This window comes from Pseudomonas sp. BIGb0176, assembly GCF_024810175.1.
In the GTDB taxonomy this organism is placed as follows: domain Bacteria; phylum Pseudomonadota; class Gammaproteobacteria; order Pseudomonadales; family Pseudomonadaceae; genus Aquipseudomonas; species Aquipseudomonas protegens.
The window spans coordinates 955737-972091 of the sequence record NZ_JANUEC010000002.1; the positions used below are offsets into that span (position 1 = coordinate 955737).

The 16355-nt window shown below is 61.9% G+C and carries 21 protein-coding genes; 3 read left to right on the forward strand and 18 right to left on the reverse strand.

Translation table 11 applies throughout. From position 1 onward, the window contains the following. Positions 1-39 precede the first annotated feature (39 nt). From M2395_RS15405 to M2395_RS15490, 18 genes are all read right to left on the reverse strand, one after another. Positions 40-630: a phage baseplate assembly protein V gene (locus M2395_RS15405; protein WP_123430152.1), complete on the reverse strand. Its 591-nt coding sequence runs from the start codon at positions 628-630 to the stop codon at positions 40-42. Continuing rightward, on the reverse strand, positions 627-1139 hold the full coding sequence (locus M2395_RS15410; protein ID WP_123430151.1) for a hypothetical protein: 513 nt from the start codon (positions 1137-1139) through the stop codon (positions 627-629). The genes M2395_RS15405 and M2395_RS15410 overlap by 4 nt, the downstream gene beginning before the upstream one ends. After that, complete coding sequence (locus M2395_RS15415; RefSeq protein ID WP_123430150.1) at positions 1132-1791, reverse strand: hypothetical protein; 660 nt, start codon at positions 1789-1791, stop codon at positions 1132-1134. The genes M2395_RS15410 and M2395_RS15415 overlap by 8 nt, the downstream gene beginning before the upstream one ends. Continuing rightward, positions 1788-2108, reverse strand: a complete 321-nt coding sequence (locus M2395_RS15420) for a hypothetical protein (protein ID WP_123430149.1) — start codon at positions 2106-2108, stop codon at positions 1788-1790. The genes M2395_RS15415 and M2395_RS15420 overlap by 4 nt, the downstream gene beginning before the upstream one ends. Positions 2109-2110: 2 nt before the next feature. After that, entirely contained in the window at positions 2111-2287 is a 177-nt protein-coding gene (locus M2395_RS15425; protein ID WP_185057759.1) for a hypothetical protein, read from the reverse strand. A 1-nt stretch (position 2288) separates the two neighbouring features. Then, positions 2289-3323 (reverse strand): major capsid protein, encoded by a 1035-nt coding sequence (locus M2395_RS15430; RefSeq protein ID WP_123430148.1) that lies wholly within the window; start codon positions 3321-3323, stop codon positions 2289-2291. 11 nt (positions 3324-3334) lie between these two features. Beyond that, positions 3335-3685 carry a head decoration protein gene (locus tag M2395_RS15435; RefSeq protein WP_123430147.1) on the reverse strand — a complete coding sequence of 117 codons (351 nt, stop codon included), beginning with the start codon at positions 3683-3685 and terminating at the stop codon, positions 3335-3337. Between the two features lie 8 nt (positions 3686-3693). Beyond that, the gene (locus tag M2395_RS15440; protein WP_058437107.1) at positions 3694-4917 is read right to left on the reverse strand and encodes a S49 family peptidase; all 1224 of its coding nucleotides are present in this window, start codon (positions 4915-4917) and stop codon (positions 3694-3696) included. A 2-nt stretch (positions 4918-4919) separates the two neighbouring features. Next, a complete protein-coding gene (locus tag M2395_RS15445) occupies positions 4920-6527 on the reverse strand; it encodes a phage portal protein (RefSeq protein ID WP_123430146.1) in 1608 nt (535 codons plus the stop codon). Between the two features lie 2 nt (positions 6528-6529). Then, complete coding sequence (locus M2395_RS15450) at positions 6530-6745, reverse strand: hypothetical protein (protein ID WP_123430145.1); 216 nt, start codon at positions 6743-6745, stop codon at positions 6530-6532. A gap of 15 nt (positions 6746-6760) precedes the next feature. Further along, complete coding sequence (locus M2395_RS15455) at positions 6761-8647, reverse strand: phage terminase large subunit family protein (protein ID WP_185057758.1); 1887 nt, start codon at positions 8645-8647, stop codon at positions 6761-6763. A 43-nt stretch (positions 8648-8690) separates the two neighbouring features. Then, positions 8691-9212, reverse strand: a complete 522-nt coding sequence (locus M2395_RS15460; RefSeq protein WP_123430143.1) for a terminase small subunit — start codon at positions 9210-9212, stop codon at positions 8691-8693. Between the two features lie 149 nt (positions 9213-9361). Next, entirely contained in the window at positions 9362-9703 is a 342-nt protein-coding gene (locus tag M2395_RS15465) for a phage holin family protein (protein ID WP_123430142.1), read from the reverse strand. Between the two features lie 262 nt (positions 9704-9965). Next, complete coding sequence (locus tag M2395_RS15470) at positions 9966-10448, reverse strand: hypothetical protein (protein WP_123430141.1); 483 nt, start codon at positions 10446-10448, stop codon at positions 9966-9968. A gap of 328 nt (positions 10449-10776) precedes the next feature. Further along, positions 10777-13473: a bifunctional DNA primase/polymerase gene (locus M2395_RS15475; RefSeq protein WP_123430140.1), complete on the reverse strand. Its 2697-nt coding sequence runs from the start codon at positions 13471-13473 to the stop codon at positions 10777-10779. Further along, a complete protein-coding gene (locus M2395_RS15480) occupies positions 13470-13676 on the reverse strand; it encodes a TraR/DksA C4-type zinc finger protein (RefSeq protein ID WP_123430139.1) in 207 nt (68 codons plus the stop codon). The genes M2395_RS15475 and M2395_RS15480 overlap by 4 nt, the downstream gene beginning before the upstream one ends. Then, the gene (locus M2395_RS15485) at positions 13669-14157 is read right to left on the reverse strand and encodes a phage regulatory CII family protein (RefSeq protein WP_123430415.1); all 489 of its coding nucleotides are present in this window, start codon (positions 14155-14157) and stop codon (positions 13669-13671) included. Before M2395_RS15485 ends, M2395_RS15480 begins: the two co-directional genes overlap by 8 nt. Before the next feature lie 321 nt (positions 14158-14478). After that, a complete protein-coding gene (locus M2395_RS15490) occupies positions 14479-14709 on the reverse strand; it encodes a YdaS family helix-turn-helix protein (RefSeq protein WP_077934323.1) in 231 nt (76 codons plus the stop codon). Between the two features lie 96 nt (positions 14710-14805). On the opposite strand from M2395_RS15490, the gene M2395_RS15495 reads away from it, so the two are divergent. From M2395_RS15495 to M2395_RS15505, 3 genes are all read left to right on the forward strand, one after another. Beyond that, positions 14806-15456 (forward strand): helix-turn-helix transcriptional regulator, encoded by a 651-nt coding sequence (locus tag M2395_RS15495; protein WP_123430138.1) that lies wholly within the window; start codon positions 14806-14808, stop codon positions 15454-15456. Positions 15457-15594: 138 nt separating this feature from the next. Further along, entirely contained in the window at positions 15595-15780 is a 186-nt protein-coding gene (locus M2395_RS15500) for a hypothetical protein (RefSeq protein ID WP_123430137.1), read from the forward strand. Further along, positions 15777-16352 (forward strand): deoxynucleotide monophosphate kinase, encoded by a 576-nt coding sequence (locus M2395_RS15505; RefSeq protein ID WP_148071247.1) that lies wholly within the window; start codon positions 15777-15779, stop codon positions 16350-16352. Before M2395_RS15500 ends, M2395_RS15505 begins: the two co-directional genes overlap by 4 nt. The last annotated feature ends 3 nt before the right edge of the window (positions 16353-16355 follow it).

Here is a 16355-nt window from a genome sequence, read left to right on the forward strand (position 1 = left end):
GCTCCAGGCGAAAAAAAACCCGCTGCTGCGGGCTTCTGGTTATTGAGGCATCGCGGTCGATCCACCGCCGGGCAGCACGCCCGAATGGGTATGAGTCGAACCGACGTTGACCCCATTGTGTTTCAGGCTTGCGCCGTTGATTTGTACGTCACCGTTCAAGGTGATTTGCCCGGTCAAGGTGATGGTGTCGGCCTTGCCGGTGATCGCGCTATTGGTGATCACCGCCGAGCTGCCGCCGACCTGAATGGTCACCATGCCGCTGGGTAGGTTGATGCTGTAACTCTTGGCCTGCCAGTCGTAGACCAGCGAGCCGCCATCGTCAAAGCGCCAGACTTCGACGTGGTCGCGGTTGTCTGGCTGGGCTCCAGCGTTGCCATACAGCCCCGGGACGAAGGTGCCCTGGGCCGGCTCACCACTGGGGCTGATCAAAGCGCCCTGCTCGCCCAGGCTCGGCGCCCGCCAGTGCCGGGCCTTACCGGCGGCCTGGCTGTGCCAGCGCACCCAGGCGCTGGTCCAGCCGGCACCGTCGGACACGCGCACCATGCCGGCAGCCAGGTCGACCGCAACCACGCTACAAGGAATGATCAGGCCCGCCAGCATTCGGTCATGCTGCGCACTGACATAACTCATGTCAGTTCCTCGGGCCGGACGTTGCCGACACCTTCGCCGAGGTTGAACACCAGTGTTCCGGGCGGCTGGTTGGGCCATGGCCATTCCTCAAGGCCGAGGTACAAGACATGGATCCACTCCACCGCCCACACCGCCATGGTGTCCAGCTCGGGGCGCGTCCAGTCCCGGCCAGCCCGCACAAACTCGGCAGGCTCCACCTCCACGCCCCAGGTTTGCAAGCGCAGCAGCACTGCCAACTGAGCCGCACCAAACGCGGCTTGCTGCTCGCAGTCTTCCTGCTCGGCCGCGACGATAACCCGCGCCTCGAAACGGGCCTGCACAGCGGTTTGGCCGGTTAGCTGATCCAGAGCGGGCTCAAACTCCACCAGCTCAATGACCACGGCCGGCAAGGCCACTTCTTGGAGCATGTGCGGCATCGTACCGACATACTGCAGGTCGGGAATGGCGTCCTTGATGTGTTGCTCGATGGCGCCATACAACTGGCCAAGACTGAAGGGTTCGTCAGACACGGTTACTCCCTCGCAGGTACTTCTGCAGTTCGTAGTTCAGTTCCTGCTCCAGGATCACCAGCAGGCGTTCATCCGCACGTTTCACCCACTCGTTGAAGCTCGGGCGCACGTCATCGAGCGACACTTTGGCTTTGGCCAGGGGGAAGCGATTGTCCTGCTCAGACACCCAGCCCGCCCCCGAGCCGAGGCCCGAGATATCGCTTTCGGGGTAGTCCCTCGCGTTGAAGTGCTTGCTACTGGTCCGAATCCAGATATCGGCCTTGCCGCCATAGACGCGCTTGAAGAACGCACCTTGATAACGCCGCCCCGCCACCGATACACCGGTTCGATTCTGGCGGGCCCGACCGATCCGGCTCGACTCAATCGGGTTGATGCCGAACCACAGGCGCCCCTGCCCGTTGCCGTTGACCGAGTACGCCCGCAGGCGTTGGCGAACAGCGCCGACCACGATCCGTTCCTTGGCGCTGACCGCCCGGGCGATATGGGTTCGCAGCCAACCCAAGGTCTTGTTGATCGCTCGCCGCTGGGCGGCCGCAGCGGCCTTGGGCACCAGGGCCGCGAAGTCCTGGAACGCCCGCAGATCGGCGGCCGACGATTGCAAGGTGATCATCCCGTGCTGGGAAGCCACCCGAGCATAGCTACCGACGTTCATGGTTTCGCCCTCAGAATCAGCGCCACCCAACCGGCCTGAGCCGGGTCGACGCGCACCAGGTCATAGTTGCCGCCACCATCTTGGGCCGGCAGATCAATCGACACCTGCCGGCCAGAGGTGATACCCACGGCATCGCTGACACGGATCTCAAAACGTGGCTCACGCAACCCGGTGTTGATTTGCCCCAGCTTCGGCCGTAACCAGGGCGCGGCAAGAAATCCGGGCACCGGCTGGGCTATGCCCTCGATCACCGCTTCATCACCGAGAACGTCCAGCAGCCGTGCATCCATCATTGACACGCGGTCGCGAAAGGACATGATCAATCGTCCCCTGGCTGCTCGGCGTCCAGCTTCCCGCGCTTGGCGATCTTGCCTTCTTCCAGCAACAGATCCCGAACCTCGGTGTTGGGCGGGTCGTAGACGTCGCCCTTCTTGACGATCTGGCTGCCATCCTGAATGCAACCGTCCACCACCACGTATTCAACTTTCGCGGCCATGTCACACCACCTTTGCGTAGATAAAGGCGTTCGGCTCCAACAGGCCGGCCAGGGGTGCACTCTGAAGTTTCAGCCAGCGCCGGCTCGGCTCCTGGGTCACCCAGCTTTTCGGGAAACGAGCAGCCTCGACCAGACCACTCTCGATGGCATCGAGGTCCTGAATTGCGCCGTACAGCATCGCGTTTCGGGTGCCAGTAGAACCCAGGATCAACCCGCCGGCAGGAATCATTGGCGATTCACCATCGCCCTCATCCTCAAGAAACCACTCGTTGTAGACATACAAGTCCACGCCTGGATCGTTCAGGTAGCCCAAGTAGGTCACGCCATCAGGCAGCAGTTCGGGCTTGATCATCCCCATGTCGACCCGACGGCTGTTGAGCTGATCGAGAACCGTTTTATTGCTTTGGAAGGCGTCCTGCGCTTCGGCACTCAGTACCGCCACGCTCGCTGTGCGACCAGAGTCCTTGGCCACCAGGCGTTGCCACTGGCGAAGGTTGCCAATGGGGTCGGAAGCCGAGGCGTTCCAGCGGCCTTGCCCGAGGGTAATCTTGTGGCTGTCCTCCATCTGAAAATCGATGGTGTCATCCACTCCCTCTCCAATGACGCGGACCTTGCCGGTGGTCAGCGCCTGCGCGCACATCCACTCCTCGCGACGGACGATCTGCTCGTCAAGATCCCGAAGGTCCCGCCCCAGTTGCTCGCCCGCCCGCTCCAAGGGAGTGCGAGTAGAGAATGGGTTCTCACCGGCCGCACGTTTGAGGATCAGGTCAGCATTGGTTGGCAACTTGGGCTGGATGTACGGCGGCTCGTAGGTGTTCGATACAAAGCCCTTACGGGAAGCAACGCTACCCGGAAGCGAAGGATGAACAAACGGCGCCATCCTGCGCTGGCCCTTGACGATATCGATCGTCACCGTTTTGGTGCCGAAGGTCTGCGGAACCGAACCATTGAAGAAGGTGTTCATCAGAAAGCGACGCGGCGGCGTAATCTGCTCGACCGCTTCCAGCATGGTCAGGGTGTCGAAAATGTCAGTCATGATGGCTCCGGTCAGCGAATGAAAATGCACAGGGGACGCAGGGCAGCCTTGGCATCAGCCAAGGTCAGGCCTTCGCCCAGGATGAGTTGCTTGCCCAGCACCTGCCCGGTCAAGCGGATGGGAGCGCCCTTGGCGCCCTCGGTGGTGTCCACGTCTTGATCGAGGATGGCCACTGGGGTTTTCGAGCCATCCTCAGCAGCAGCCTTGCACAGCACATATTCCTTGGAGGCCGCCACCTGGCCCAGCACCGCGCCGGCCAGCAGCTTTTGGCCAACAGCGATCACCCCGGCCTCGACAACAATGGGGAAGTCGCCAGCCGTGATCTGGCGGGGTGTGTAAGTGTCGCGTTTAGGGTTAGTCATGGGATCTCCTAACGGCGCGAGGCGCCAACAACGATTGCGCTAACAGCCGCCTTACGCTCGGCCTCTTTGCTGTCGCCGGCCGGGGTGGTGCCGGACACGCCCTGGGCATCGCTCTTGATACCCTGAAGCGAAATGCCCCGGTCCTGGGCCGCCTTGAACAGCACCAGGGCGGTGGCCTCGACCGTGCTGCCGTTATCGATGGCGGCTTCGATCTCCGTTTCGAAGCCTTTGCTGGCCAGGGCGTTGATGCCCTTGATGCGCTCGCGCTCGACCGTCGCGGCCTCGGTGCGAATCGCGCCCAGGTCCGGCTGGGAGGCCTGGGCAATTTCGATGGTGGCGGGGTCGGTGCCGGCTGCCAGAGCTGTGCGCAGCTCAGCCGTAGTCGTGACGGTGGTCATGGTGTGTATCCTTGGGTTGGTGGTGATGGCCGGCTTGGCCAGTTCGGTGATCAGTGCTTCCAGCGAGCCCACGCGATGGGCCAGGCCGTGCTGGACGGCGTCGGCACCGACGCGCAACCCGCCGTGATCGCCCATCTCGGGGACCGTCTCAGCGGCAACGCCCAGGTTGCGGGCAACCTTGCCCACAAACACCTCGCCCAGGGCGTCGATGGTTTCGCCGATCTTGGCCCGGCCCTCTTCGGTGGCCAGGTCTGGGCGCTTGTTCGGGGCGTTGCGGCTGACGATCTGGTATCGCTTGCGCCCGGTGGCGTTCTCACCCTCCACCACGGCCTCGACCACAACACCGATGCTGCCGGCAAGGCTGGCCTCGTCGATCACGATTTCGCTGGCCGCCGAAGCGATCCAATAGCCCGCACTGGCGCCCGTGCCGCCGATGTACGAAACGATCCGCTTACGGTCGCGGCCGGCGTAGATCAGCTCGGCCAGCTCGTTGATGCCAGATGCCACGCCGCCCGGGCTGTCGATGTTCAGGACAATGGCCTTGATCTTGGGGTCATCCAGCGCCTGCTGAATGTCCGTGGCCAGCACCTGGGTACTGGTCGCCCCGCTGATTTCGGTAAAGAGATTGGCGTAGCGAAAGATCGGCCCCACCACCGGCACCACGGCCACACCGTTGCGCACGGTGACCTGGCGGGTGTTCTCCAGCCGTTCGCCGCGCTTGGCTTCCAGGGCCATCGGATCGCCCAGCCGGTCGGATATGGCCAGCAGGTTATCCAGGGCAGCAGGCAGCATCAGCCAGGGCTGCGAGGCAGCCAGCTCGAATGCTCGCGACATGGTTAATCCTCTTTGGGTTCAGGGTCAGGCGCGTTTTCCAGCCCACCTTTGGGCAGCGCTTGCAGGTTGTTTTTGCGCCGCTGCTCGACTTCGCGCACGCGCTGGCGGAACACCTGTTGCCAGGGCTCGCCAGTCATGGCCGCGGTTTCCAAGGTTTCGTTGCTCACACCGATCTCGATTCGCTTGCCGGCGGCGTTGGCCTCTTTCAACTCGTCGATGGCGCCTCGGGCTGGGCCGATCCATAGCGCCTGGCAATACGCCTTGCGCTTGGCTGGGTCGCTGTAGCCAGGCAGATCGATCAGCCCTCGGGCCACCGCTTCATCGATCACCAGTTCACGGCTGGGCTGGCAGAAGTCACAGGCCAGCCACCAGCGCCGCAAGCTGTAGAAGCGCCACGCCTGGAGCATCGCGGCCCGGGCGGCGCTGTAGCTGCTGCTGTAGTGCAACAGCAACTCCTCTAGGGGCAGCTCCAGGGCGGCGCCGATCTCCTTCACCACGGCCGAGAAGAACGGATCGAACTGAGCGTTTGGCCGGCCTGGGTTGGCCACCACCGGTTCTTCACCCACTCCGAGATCCACGACGGCGCCTTCACCCAGGCTCAACTCACCGTCCGAAGTGTTGTCGCCCCCGGGCTGTTCATCGGACAAGGCCGTCATCGGCAGATTGCTCGTTGGGAACTCGGAGCTTTTCTTGATGAACACGGTGAACATTGCCGAAATCACCGCCGCCATCAGCTCGGCACTGCTGTAGCGCTCCAGCTTCTGCAACGGCTCCAGCACCGGGGCCAGGTAGGGCATGCCGCGCTTCTGGCCGGGCCGCTCCTTGTCCGCGAGGACGTGCAGCACTCGGCGGCGTCCGGTCACAGCACCGAAGGCGGTCAACCGCTCCCAAGCCAGAGTGCGCCCGGCCAGGTGTTCGCCGGGATAGCCGGTGCAGACGTGGTAAGCAATCGGTGCACCCAGGCCGTCGAACTCGACGCCGTCGACCAGGTCGACCCGATCCAGCCCGCCGTTCGGGTTGCTCACCCGGTCGGCCTCGATCAGTTGTAGCCGGGTGCTGAACACACAGCCGGCGCGCTCCTGGTCCGGGCTGGCCACCAGTACATCCCCCGCCACCAACGACGACACCAGCACCAGGGCCTGGAGCTGGTAGTGGTTCAAGGTGGCCTCGGCATCACACTCGCGAGGGTCATCGGCGTACAACGACCAGACCCGATCCAGCTCGCCGTTGAGCGCGTCGCCCTGCTCCTCGGTCAAGCCCAGCGCTTCGTGGTCGACCTGGGCCCGACACACCAACCCGGTGCCCACCACGTTGGTGCGCAGCCGGGTGATGGCTGCCCGGGCGATCAGGTGATTGCGCATCGCATCGCGAGAGCGCGCCACCAGCATGCGCCGCTCGCCCTGGTTGAAGTCACGGCGAGGACTACCCAAACCAGGTATCCAACTGGCCATGCTGCGCAGCATCCGCGAGGCGCCACGCCAGCGCGTTTCAACACCACCGCCGCCGCCCTGGGCGACGATCTGCCCGCCGTCAACCGAAGCTCGGGCCACCTTAATGGCCTCGTGCATCAGTTGCTCGGCCGGTGCCTCTCGGCTACGGAATGGCCACATGATCAAATCCCCATGTAGGAAACGCGACTACGGCCACGCCCCTGGAGCGCGGCCTGCTCGGCGGCGACATCAGCGACGTACTGTCTTTCCAGCAGCCGCAAGCTGTTGAGTTCGGCCAGCTGGATCTCACGATCAGCCCGGCGCAGGCGCTGGCCTGTTTGCAGGACAGCCGAGATCGCCGCCCTGACTTCCACCAGGCGTTGTTGTGCATCAGTCATGTTGAACCTCAGTGGTTAGCCGACTCGGCTCCGGGTGCCCCTGCCGCGGCTCACTGCGCGGCGCGGAACCGGGGCTACCGCCTGCTCGGTGGTAAAGAGGGTGGGTTGGAGCAGCTGCTGCTCCAGTTGGTCCCATTCGTTGTCGCGCAGCAGGTGCGTCTTCAGGCTTCGGGCCGCGTGCAGCGCGTACACCTCACAGTCCAGCGCTTCGTTGCGCCGGCCGGCCTTCTTCTGCCAGACCATCTTGCTGGGCTGGCGGGGATGTGGGGCCAGCACCTCGTTGGTGACCTGCTCGTAATAGTCCGCGCGGATCTCGCTGTACCAATGCATCCGGCCGGGCCCGTTGCCGGTGAGCCGCATCCGGCCATCGATCAGCGTCTTGGCCTTGTGCGTGCCAACGATGAACACCCGCAGCCCGTACTTGGCGGCCTTGGTGTTGTCCTGGGTGGTGTCTGCGGACTGCGCCGGCTTGGTGAAGATCTCCCGGTCCCGGCTGTCGATGGACGCGCCCTTGATCGCCATGATGTTGAAGCGCTGCCGGTCCCGCACGTAGGTGTACACCGCATCACTGGTGTTGCCGTCCGAGCTGTCGAGGCTCACCGCCGACACCGCGATCTGGGCGCCGCCATCCACCGGAATCGGTGTAGCAATGATCTTGTCTAGTTCGGACCAAACTGAGTCATGCGGGTCTATCGGGTTGCCCGGAAGCTCACCCCAGTACAACCGCCACGACTCCTCCCCCCTGCCCCAGCCCACGATCACCAGGGCCAGGCGGTCGCCCTGGACGTCCACACCCACCGTCACCAGTAGCACGCCCCTGGGCGCGGTCAGTTCGGCGTAGGGCTCGGCGCGCTTCTCCAGGTCGTCGGTCTTGGGCGCGTTGCCCTTGTACTCGTAGCTTTCACCCATCGAGCTGTTGGTGAAGGCGATCATAGGGCCAATGTTGCCGTTCGAGGCGGCATGCTCGGCCTGCAGCTTCTTCTCCATCAGGACTTCGAAGCGTGAGCCGTGGAAAGTGGCATACAGCTCGTTGATAATGTAACCCGCGATCCCGCGAAACTCGGTAGTCGCTTCCCAGCGGCCGTGCTTGAGGTTCGCGTTCTTCTGGTGGTCATCCCAGATGGCGCTGCAATGCGGGCAGACATAGAACGCCGTTTCGGGGCGGCGCTTGCCATAGACCTCATGGAAATAGTGCGGATCTTCATCGCAGTGCAGATGTTCGAAGCTCAGGGCGTGGGCCTGCCCGCATTCGTGACACGGCACCAGGCCGATACGCTTGTCCGACAGCTCCAGCTCAGCATCGATTGCCGACAGCCCCTTGATGGTCGGGGTGCCGCCGATGATGATCTTGGAGCGGCGGAAGGTCTTCAAACGCTCCTTGGCCAACTTGATGCTGTCCCCCTGCCCCCTCAAGTTGAGGTTGCAATCGTCGGGCTCCTCCACCGCCACCCGAGGCACCGGCGTCGACTTCACGCTGGCCGGGCTGTTGGACCCGACCATTTTCAGGAAACCACCGGGAAAGCGCTTGAAGTCCTGGCGCTGCTGCAGCTTGCGGCTGCGCAGGTCGACCTTCTTTCGCAGCCGTGGGGTTGCCTCGATCATTGGTTCCAGCTTCTCGGCCACATACTGCTTGGCGGCTTCGGCCTTGGGAAATAGGATCAGGATCGGCGAAGGGTCTAGGTCGATCCACTTGCCGATGGCATTACCCATCACCCCCGAGGTCCAGGCAACCTGGGCCGACTTGCGACCGACGATCTCGACCACGTTCGGATCGTCCAGCGCTTCAAGCGGGCCGCCTGGCCAGATCAGGTGGGGCGTCTTGTCAAAGCGGTACTTACCCGGGGTTGCGGACTCCTCCGGAGCCAGCCAACGGAACCGGTCGGCCCACTCGATAACGCTCATGCGTGGCGGCGGGGCCCACTTGCGACAGGCCCGGCGCATGCCCTTAATCGCCGTTTTCTTCAGCGCCTTCCGCGTCGTCTGGCTGGTCAAGATCCCCATCGAGATCGCCATCGTCCTCATAGGCGGACAACCTCCTCAGTATCAGTTCGATGGGCTCACGAACCAGTTGATCGTCCACCTCGACGCCGTAGCGAGCGGACAAGGTGGCCGCCAGTTCATCAGGAAAGGTGTTGAGCAGTTCGATCTTGGCAGCGGTGATTACCGCTTCGAAGCGCTGGACGATCTCGGCTTCAATCACGACCTCGCCCAGGTCCTTGGCCAGCGCCAGCTCCTCGCGGTCGCCGCGTATCCTGTCGAGCCGGTCACGGGTGGATTCCTTCTTGCCATTCAAGGCCGCTTGGCGCATCAGCCACTCGATCACCGCCTGGGTGTCGTACTGGTTCTCGTTGCCGCGCCCTACCCCGAACTCGATAACCGGCATACCTTCGTTCTGCCACCGACTCAGGGTGCGTTCATCACGACCGACGATCTCGGCGAGTTCCAGTTTGCTGACTGTCTTGCCCATTGCTAAGTCCTTGAAAAGACGGACATCCCTGCACCAATCTCAGCTGCAGGGAAACCGCGAGTTCGCTAACCCGTGTAGGGGCCGGCCCCGGGGGAGGACCCAAAAATCTGGAAATCCGGCCCAGCCCGCCAGGGCCTCGCCCCTACCATTCAGGCCGTCCCGCCGCTGGGTGGCTGCTCCGAGACGCCGATCCGCTTCGCCGCCCACCGCTCGTACAGGCCAATTGCAACATCCGCCCCGGCCATCGCCGTCAGGCAGCCGAAGGCGCCCGCCGTCCAAATCGACACACCGGCGCCGATCAGAAGCATCATTGCTGCCATACCGCAGACGATGCAGGCACCGGACCGCAGCGCGAGACGACGCACCAGGGCCCAACCTCGCGCCCCTTCCTTGTCTGCTCGCCACATCTCCCCGGAAACCCCGCCCACCAGGGAAAGAACGATCACCAACCAGATCGGCATCTCTGCCAGCGCTTGTTGCTCATTAGTCATGTTGTGCCTCGAATGATTGAGCGCGGCAGACGCCGAAAAAAGAAAACCCCGCCAGGGAAGGCAGGGTTTTCAGTGTCCTGGCTTGCGCCAAGGCGGGGTGCACAGCACGTGCTCGGTGAGCGCCAAGGCGCAAATTGCATATCGTGGGGACTTTTTACCCCTCTCCGGAAAAACCGAAAAGGGGTCATTTTCGGTTGTTCAACTCCACGCAACTTTGACGCAACTTTGGCTCACCTTTGAGGTAAACCACCCCGACGAACGGTCAGCAGGCTTGCCGGCGTTTCACCGTCGAAACCCGGGTCAGATCCGTTTCAGCATGCCCACTGCGGCGAGTGATACCGCGTGTCGTAGCGCTGCGCACGGTGAGAATGAGCTGCACCTGCTGATGCAGCCGATGAACCCAGTTTCGGTAGGTCCGATCAGCATCCTCAGATAGCCCCAGCAGCGCCAACTGAGCGCGAACAGTCAGGGGCCTTTCCGGCAGGTAACGGTTGTACGCCAGCTTGGCCAACTGGGCGCCCTTCTCTGATTGGCGCTCAAGTTGTGCAAGCGCCGCTGCAACTTCGCAGGCAATGTGATCCATACCGGCACCACCACCAGGCAAGCGAGGCCCCGGCGTGCCACGGGGAGCGCTGCCACCCCACTCCATGATCGTCGCCATTGGGCTGCCCAGCCCGCCGCCTTCACCAAGCCGGCAGCACTGGTGGCCCCAATGCTTCATCAGTTCTTCGATTTCCTCAATCATCGCGCCATCCCCCTGGAAATCGAACCCGACACAAAAAACGCCATACCCAACACAAACCCAACACAAATAAATCCCTTTAAAATCAATATCTTTATCAACTTTGAGTTAGGTGTGTTGGGTGTGTTGGGTTTATCGGTCCTCGCATGAGAAGGAATTCCAGCGCCACGTTCACCAACAAAGAACGTCACGCATGCGCGCATGCGAAGCAAAACCCAACACACCCAACACACAGCCCGCAAACCCGCGAAATTGAAGGGCAAAACCTGTGTTGGGTTTGCAATATCGACCCGACACACAACCAACACACCCGACACACATTCAGACGCAGTCATGTTGCTGGCCCCTTTACATGGTCCCAGTTGTCCACGTTCCAGCCCGCCAACCGCGCCTTGGCCCGCCAGTTCTCCACCTGCTTGCCCAGCTCGGCCGCTTTCATTGATGGGGGTGGGGAAGCATTCGGATCGACAGGAAAGAAGAACGCACCAAACCGCCGGTTGTTGCCATCGGTCCAGGGGATTGCCCGCGTCTTATCCACCTCGGAACTGATGAACAGCGAGAACTTGGTCTGGCTCATCACATGTTCCTTGTTGCGCTGACACCACTCAAGGAACAGCGAATAGAGGTCTGTGGACAGGCACGGCCCCCAAAGGCCGTGCCCCAGCTCGCTGTACTTCCATAGGTGCAGGAAGGTTTGCCAGCCGGCCCGACTCAAGGCCACCAGGCGCTCCCGGGCCTCAGTTGACGGTGGTCGCGTGCGTTGGTTGAAGTCGCCCAAGTCAATCGACAGAAGCCAGCCATACAGCGCGGCAACGCCGCCCTGCTCAAGCTCGCGCCCGATTGCCTTCTGCCGCTCCACCGGCAGGGTTTCCATGGGCCACATGACCAGCATCCGGCGGTCGCTCTCGCTGATCGGCCAGGGCAAGATCTCGTTGCTCAGGAACACCGCGTTCATGTGGTTGGCTTCTTCCCAGCCGTTGATGAACTTGGATTCCATCCGGACGGTCTTGCCGGTGATCAGGTGCTTGATCTTGCCCACCTGGTTGTACCGCTGATCACGGCTCACCACCTCTTCAAACACCGCCCACAGCTTGCGGCTCTGCCAAGCGTTGAAGTTGCTTTCCAGCTGGGTCTGCCCCACGGTCGCTGCGTACTGTCCGTAAAGCATGCCCAGGGCATCGGCGAACAGCAGGCTTTTGCCCGACCCTTCCATGATCGAATGCATCAACACGGCGGTGTCCATCTTGGCGCCCAGGTGCTGTAGCGGGTACGCCAACCAGCGTGTCAGCCACTGGGCCGCCGCTTCGTCGTGGTTGCACAGAAACGAGATCAGCCAACGCAAGTTGGCACAGGCGGCATCATCCCTGACGGGCTCCAGCGGCAGGCCATCAAAGGTGTTGATGTACACCGCCGGGTCCTTGGTCATGGTCGGGTCGAACACGATGTGCTCAACGTCCACCGTGCGCCGCTCGCTGCTGTTCAGCCACAGTGGATAGGTATCGCCAAGGGCCATCTTTACCGCGCCCTCGGCTATGCGCCGTTTTTTCTCCCGGTCCCAGACATCCTTGGTCCCGTCGATGTACACATAGCGGTCAGTCGGCGACATGCCGAAGGCATCACCCTTCTTACCGGCCATGCGCCGCGCCTGCTCGATGTCGCTGACATGATCGGCGGAGATAAGCCGCTTCGCGGTGTTGTCCAGCCACTCCTTGGCGATAGGCTTGCTCACTCGCGCTTCAAATGCCGACTTCTTCATCGCCCGCGCTTGGTCGCAGTCCCACACATGCGTGGTGCCCTCGATCAGAGCAAACCGCCGCAGCACTTGATCGACCGTCAACGCCTCCCCCGCGCCCCCCATAGGAGCCGGAGCGGCCTCGCTGGCTGCGATGTCGCCACCCTGGCTCGGCCCGCTCATGTCATCAGAAGGGGGCGGGGGAAGGTCCCGGGGATCTGGGCGTGACGAATGCTGCATGCCGAGCATGCGCGCCGCCTCTTTCACCGCCCGAGACTGGTCGCCGTTGTGTTCCAGCAGGCAATAGACCTCAAACGCATCATTCTGGTGACCGTTGGCAAGCGGATCAGCGCCGTGGTGCGAGTACACTTTATGATCCTTGACCGTGATGCCCGGCATGCCGGTACTGCTTTGTGCGTACAGCCACTTGCTGCCGCGCTTGATGTAGCCGTGGGCCCGCAGCAGCTCCTCGACGTCGTGACAGCGGTTGAATTCATCAATCACCGAGGGCTTGTCGCCTTTGGGCGCCGGGCGCTTGAGCGCTTTGCCCGGGTCCTTCTTAGGCTTCGGCGCCCACGGGCAGGCCGCCTCGGCATCCCGCTTGAAGATGTCCCAGTTGTTCCAGATCGAAAGCAGCTCACCCGGCAGCACCGGCAGCCCTTCGGCCGCATTGGGCGCTTTCCGCCAGAAATAAGGCTTACCCGTGCCGGGATGAATCGACGGGGGCAACACGTCCTGCACCAGGCCGGCGCGCAGCTCCAGCACCGTGAAGCGCTGATACAGTTGCGCCTCGGCCTTCGCGGCGGCCTCCCCGGCCAAATCTCCGGATGCCTTGGCCGCCCTGGCCTGGGCCGTCAATCGCTTGTAGATCGACCCGTCCGGGTCATTTTCATTCGGCCACGAAAGCGAATGTCGGGTCAGCCCAACGCCATCCGGTACCTGGAACATCACCCGGAAGCGCGCCGGGTTACCGACCACAGTCGGAAACACCAGCGCCATTGCATCCAGGTCGATGCCTAACAGGTCGTAAAGTACGTGGCGGGTCCATTGCACATCATCGACATCGAGCGAGCAGGCCCGACTTGGGCCCAGGACTACGCCGAGATTGTGCGCAGGATTCTTCTGCCAGAACGCATCGGCTTTGGCAGCGTCTGTGAAGTAGCCGCCGGGCTTGTTCCACCCCAGGCCCTTGGGGCCTTTCTCTCCGGGCTCGATGGGTACCAGGGACAGACCGAAGTCTTCGATGTAGCGCCGCGCCCACTCGGCGGTGGGCGCTCCATTGGCCTGATCAATCATCCGTTCCGCTCCCGCCACCCCTGACAAAGAATGCAGGTTTCGCACCCTTCAATCGCCTGCTGGCGGAGCAGCGGAATCGGTTCGCCGCAGTCCTCGCAGAACTGGGCACTGACCCGGTTCGACGGAAACACTCGATTGCGGTGGATGGCAACGTCCAACAGATACTGTGCCTGATCATTTGCCCGGTCGATGTCATCAGCCATGGTCGTGCCCTTCCATAGCTGCGCGGGCACCTGCCATGATCCCGAGTACAGCTCGGATCACATCGACGCCATGTTTATCCAGGGTCGCCACTTCGTGCGGCTCCCAGATGCTGTCAGCTGCCCCGGCGTGCATGCTCGAAACGAACTCACCGGTTTCCGCGAGCAACTTGCCGACGGCCTTAAGCGCATCACCTGTAGCAGGCACCGGAACTGGCTTGTACCAAACCACCCCTGCCGGACGCATCAGCGCATCGAGCAAAAGCGGGTACTGAGTGAGCCTGATGACCTCTTCAAGGTCATCAGGGGTCAGCCAGCGGCGTTCCTCATTGAATTTCAGCTTCTTCTGCAGCTCGTCGTACTCCATGACCATGTCATGGGCCAGCGAGGTGATTCCGCCGTGATAGTCGCGCCCGGCACGATAAAGTGCCTCACGCAGAGAAAGGACCGGACCCGCGTCCGGCAACAGATCTGTGCGACTCATAACCGTAAATGCCCCTGTTACGGTGTAGCCAGACGTTAGGGCGCGCCCTATCATCCAACCCACGACCGGTGTGCTGTGCGAATCGTGCTGTGCAGCACGGCTCATCGTTCCAGTCGATCCGGGGAATTCTTGTGGTGAGAGGCCCCGGACCGACGCCTATGCGGCGACTTGCATGTACCTCGTGTAAGTCGCTGCAGCCGGCCTGGTGTTTCTTTGGTGAGAGGTTCCAGGCCGGTGTTTCAAGTGGCGGCATGTATGTGCTGGTGCTGCCACCGCTGGACCGGGGGATTCTTGTGGTGAGAGGCCCCGGACCAGCACCCTTTATGCCGCAGCCCTTGAGCCGCGCAAGTACGCCCAATCAATATCCGGGCGAAGCTCCTCACAGGTGACTGCGCCCTGTGTCTCTCGCTCTATGTTCACAGCAAGACCACCATTTGCTCGCCGATTGCGATAGGCGACCTGCTTAAGCTGACCCGCCGTGGTCTGGCAACGACTGGCCAAGCTATCCAACTCTGCTTTCTCGAGACCTTTTATGTATGAATGCAAGCTCATAGGCACCTCCGTTTCGCAAAAGACTAGCAGCCGCTAACGGCATTAACAATAGCTGCGCGCAATTTACAAAACGCTAAACGAAATTAAGATGCTTGGATGAATATCAGCCAGCTACGAATTGACGCTCTGCGAAAGCTTATTGGCGACCTGAAAACCAAAGAGTTTGCAGACCGCTATAACCTCGACGCGTCCTACATCTCCCAGCTTTTGAATGGTCATCGCCCATTGGGTGATAAAGCAGCCAAAAATCTTGAAGAAAAGATTGGCCTGCCTGGTGGAACACTCTTGATGCCCGCGCACTCAGCCCAGGACGGCATGGCGCTTGGCATTGAGCCAGGTCCTAATTTAACGACACGTTTCCGGCGGGCGCCCATTCAAGGACAAGCCCAAGTGAAACCGGACGGATCGTGGGATGAGCTGACACCAACGGGTGGCTGGATCGATGTACCTACTTCGGACCCAAGTGTTTACTCAGTGCGCATCAAGGGCGATGCGCTGGCACCAGCCATCAGAAATGGTTGGATTGTGTGGTGCGAGCCCCGCCACGTCTTAGTACCTGGCGAATACGTGCTGGTATCAAAGACTAGCGGCGAGCAAATGATTAAGGAGTTGCTGTATTCGAATGACGAAGAAGTCAGCCTAATGTCAGTTAACGACACCTATGGGAGGGTCACCATCCCACGAACGGAGATCGAAAAAATCCACTATGTCGGAGGCATCATGCCACCGAGCCAGATTCAAGCCTGATCAAAGATCAGCAAACAAGAAACCGCTCTCAGAGCGGTTTTTTTTGCATTACGTAAAAATAATATAGCCACAGCTATTGTTAATTCTGTTAGCCGTTGCTAACTTTGCCTCGTACACCTCTCACCAAGAGTACGAGATATGCAAACCACTACACAGCACAGACTCGCCCGCTGCCCGGTGTACCTCCACCCAGCAGCCTGCACCAGCCCCGAAGCCATCGACAAGATCCAGCGCCAGACCGGCCTGCTGGTGATCGCCACAACCCGCCGCACTGCCGCCGCCAAACCGGTAGACCTCGGCCCGTTCGGGGGTGACGCAGCATGAAACCATTGCTGATCGGCCTTGCCGGCCCGGCTCGCTCGGGTAAATCCACTACCGCTGACCACCTGGTGCGCAACCACCTGCTGGAGCACTACGCCTTCGCCAACCCGCTGCGCTCCGGGCTCATGGAGATCTTCAACCTCGACCCGGACGACTTCGAAGGCGAGCGCAAAGAGCAGCCCCTGGACTGGCTTGGCCGGTCCCCGCGTGAACTGATGCAGTCGATGGGCACCGAGTGGGCCCGCCAGCTGGTGCACCCGGACGTCTGGGTAAAGATCGCTGAGCAGAACCTCAACTACCTACAAAACTCGCTGTCGAGCGTGGTCGGCTTCGTCGTCAGCGACGTCCGCTTCGAGAACGAAGCCGAATTCATCCGCCAGCGAGGCGGCACGATCCTCCACATAAGCCGCCCCGATGCTCCTGCAGTGAACCCACACGCCAGCGAGGCAGGCATCCACGTCAAGCAGCCAGACCTGATCGTTCGCAATACCAGCGATCGAGAGCATTTGCGGTGCCTGATCGACGACTGCGTGCGGGTCATCCGGCGCCGCAACCTGGACAAGACCGCAGCCTGAGGA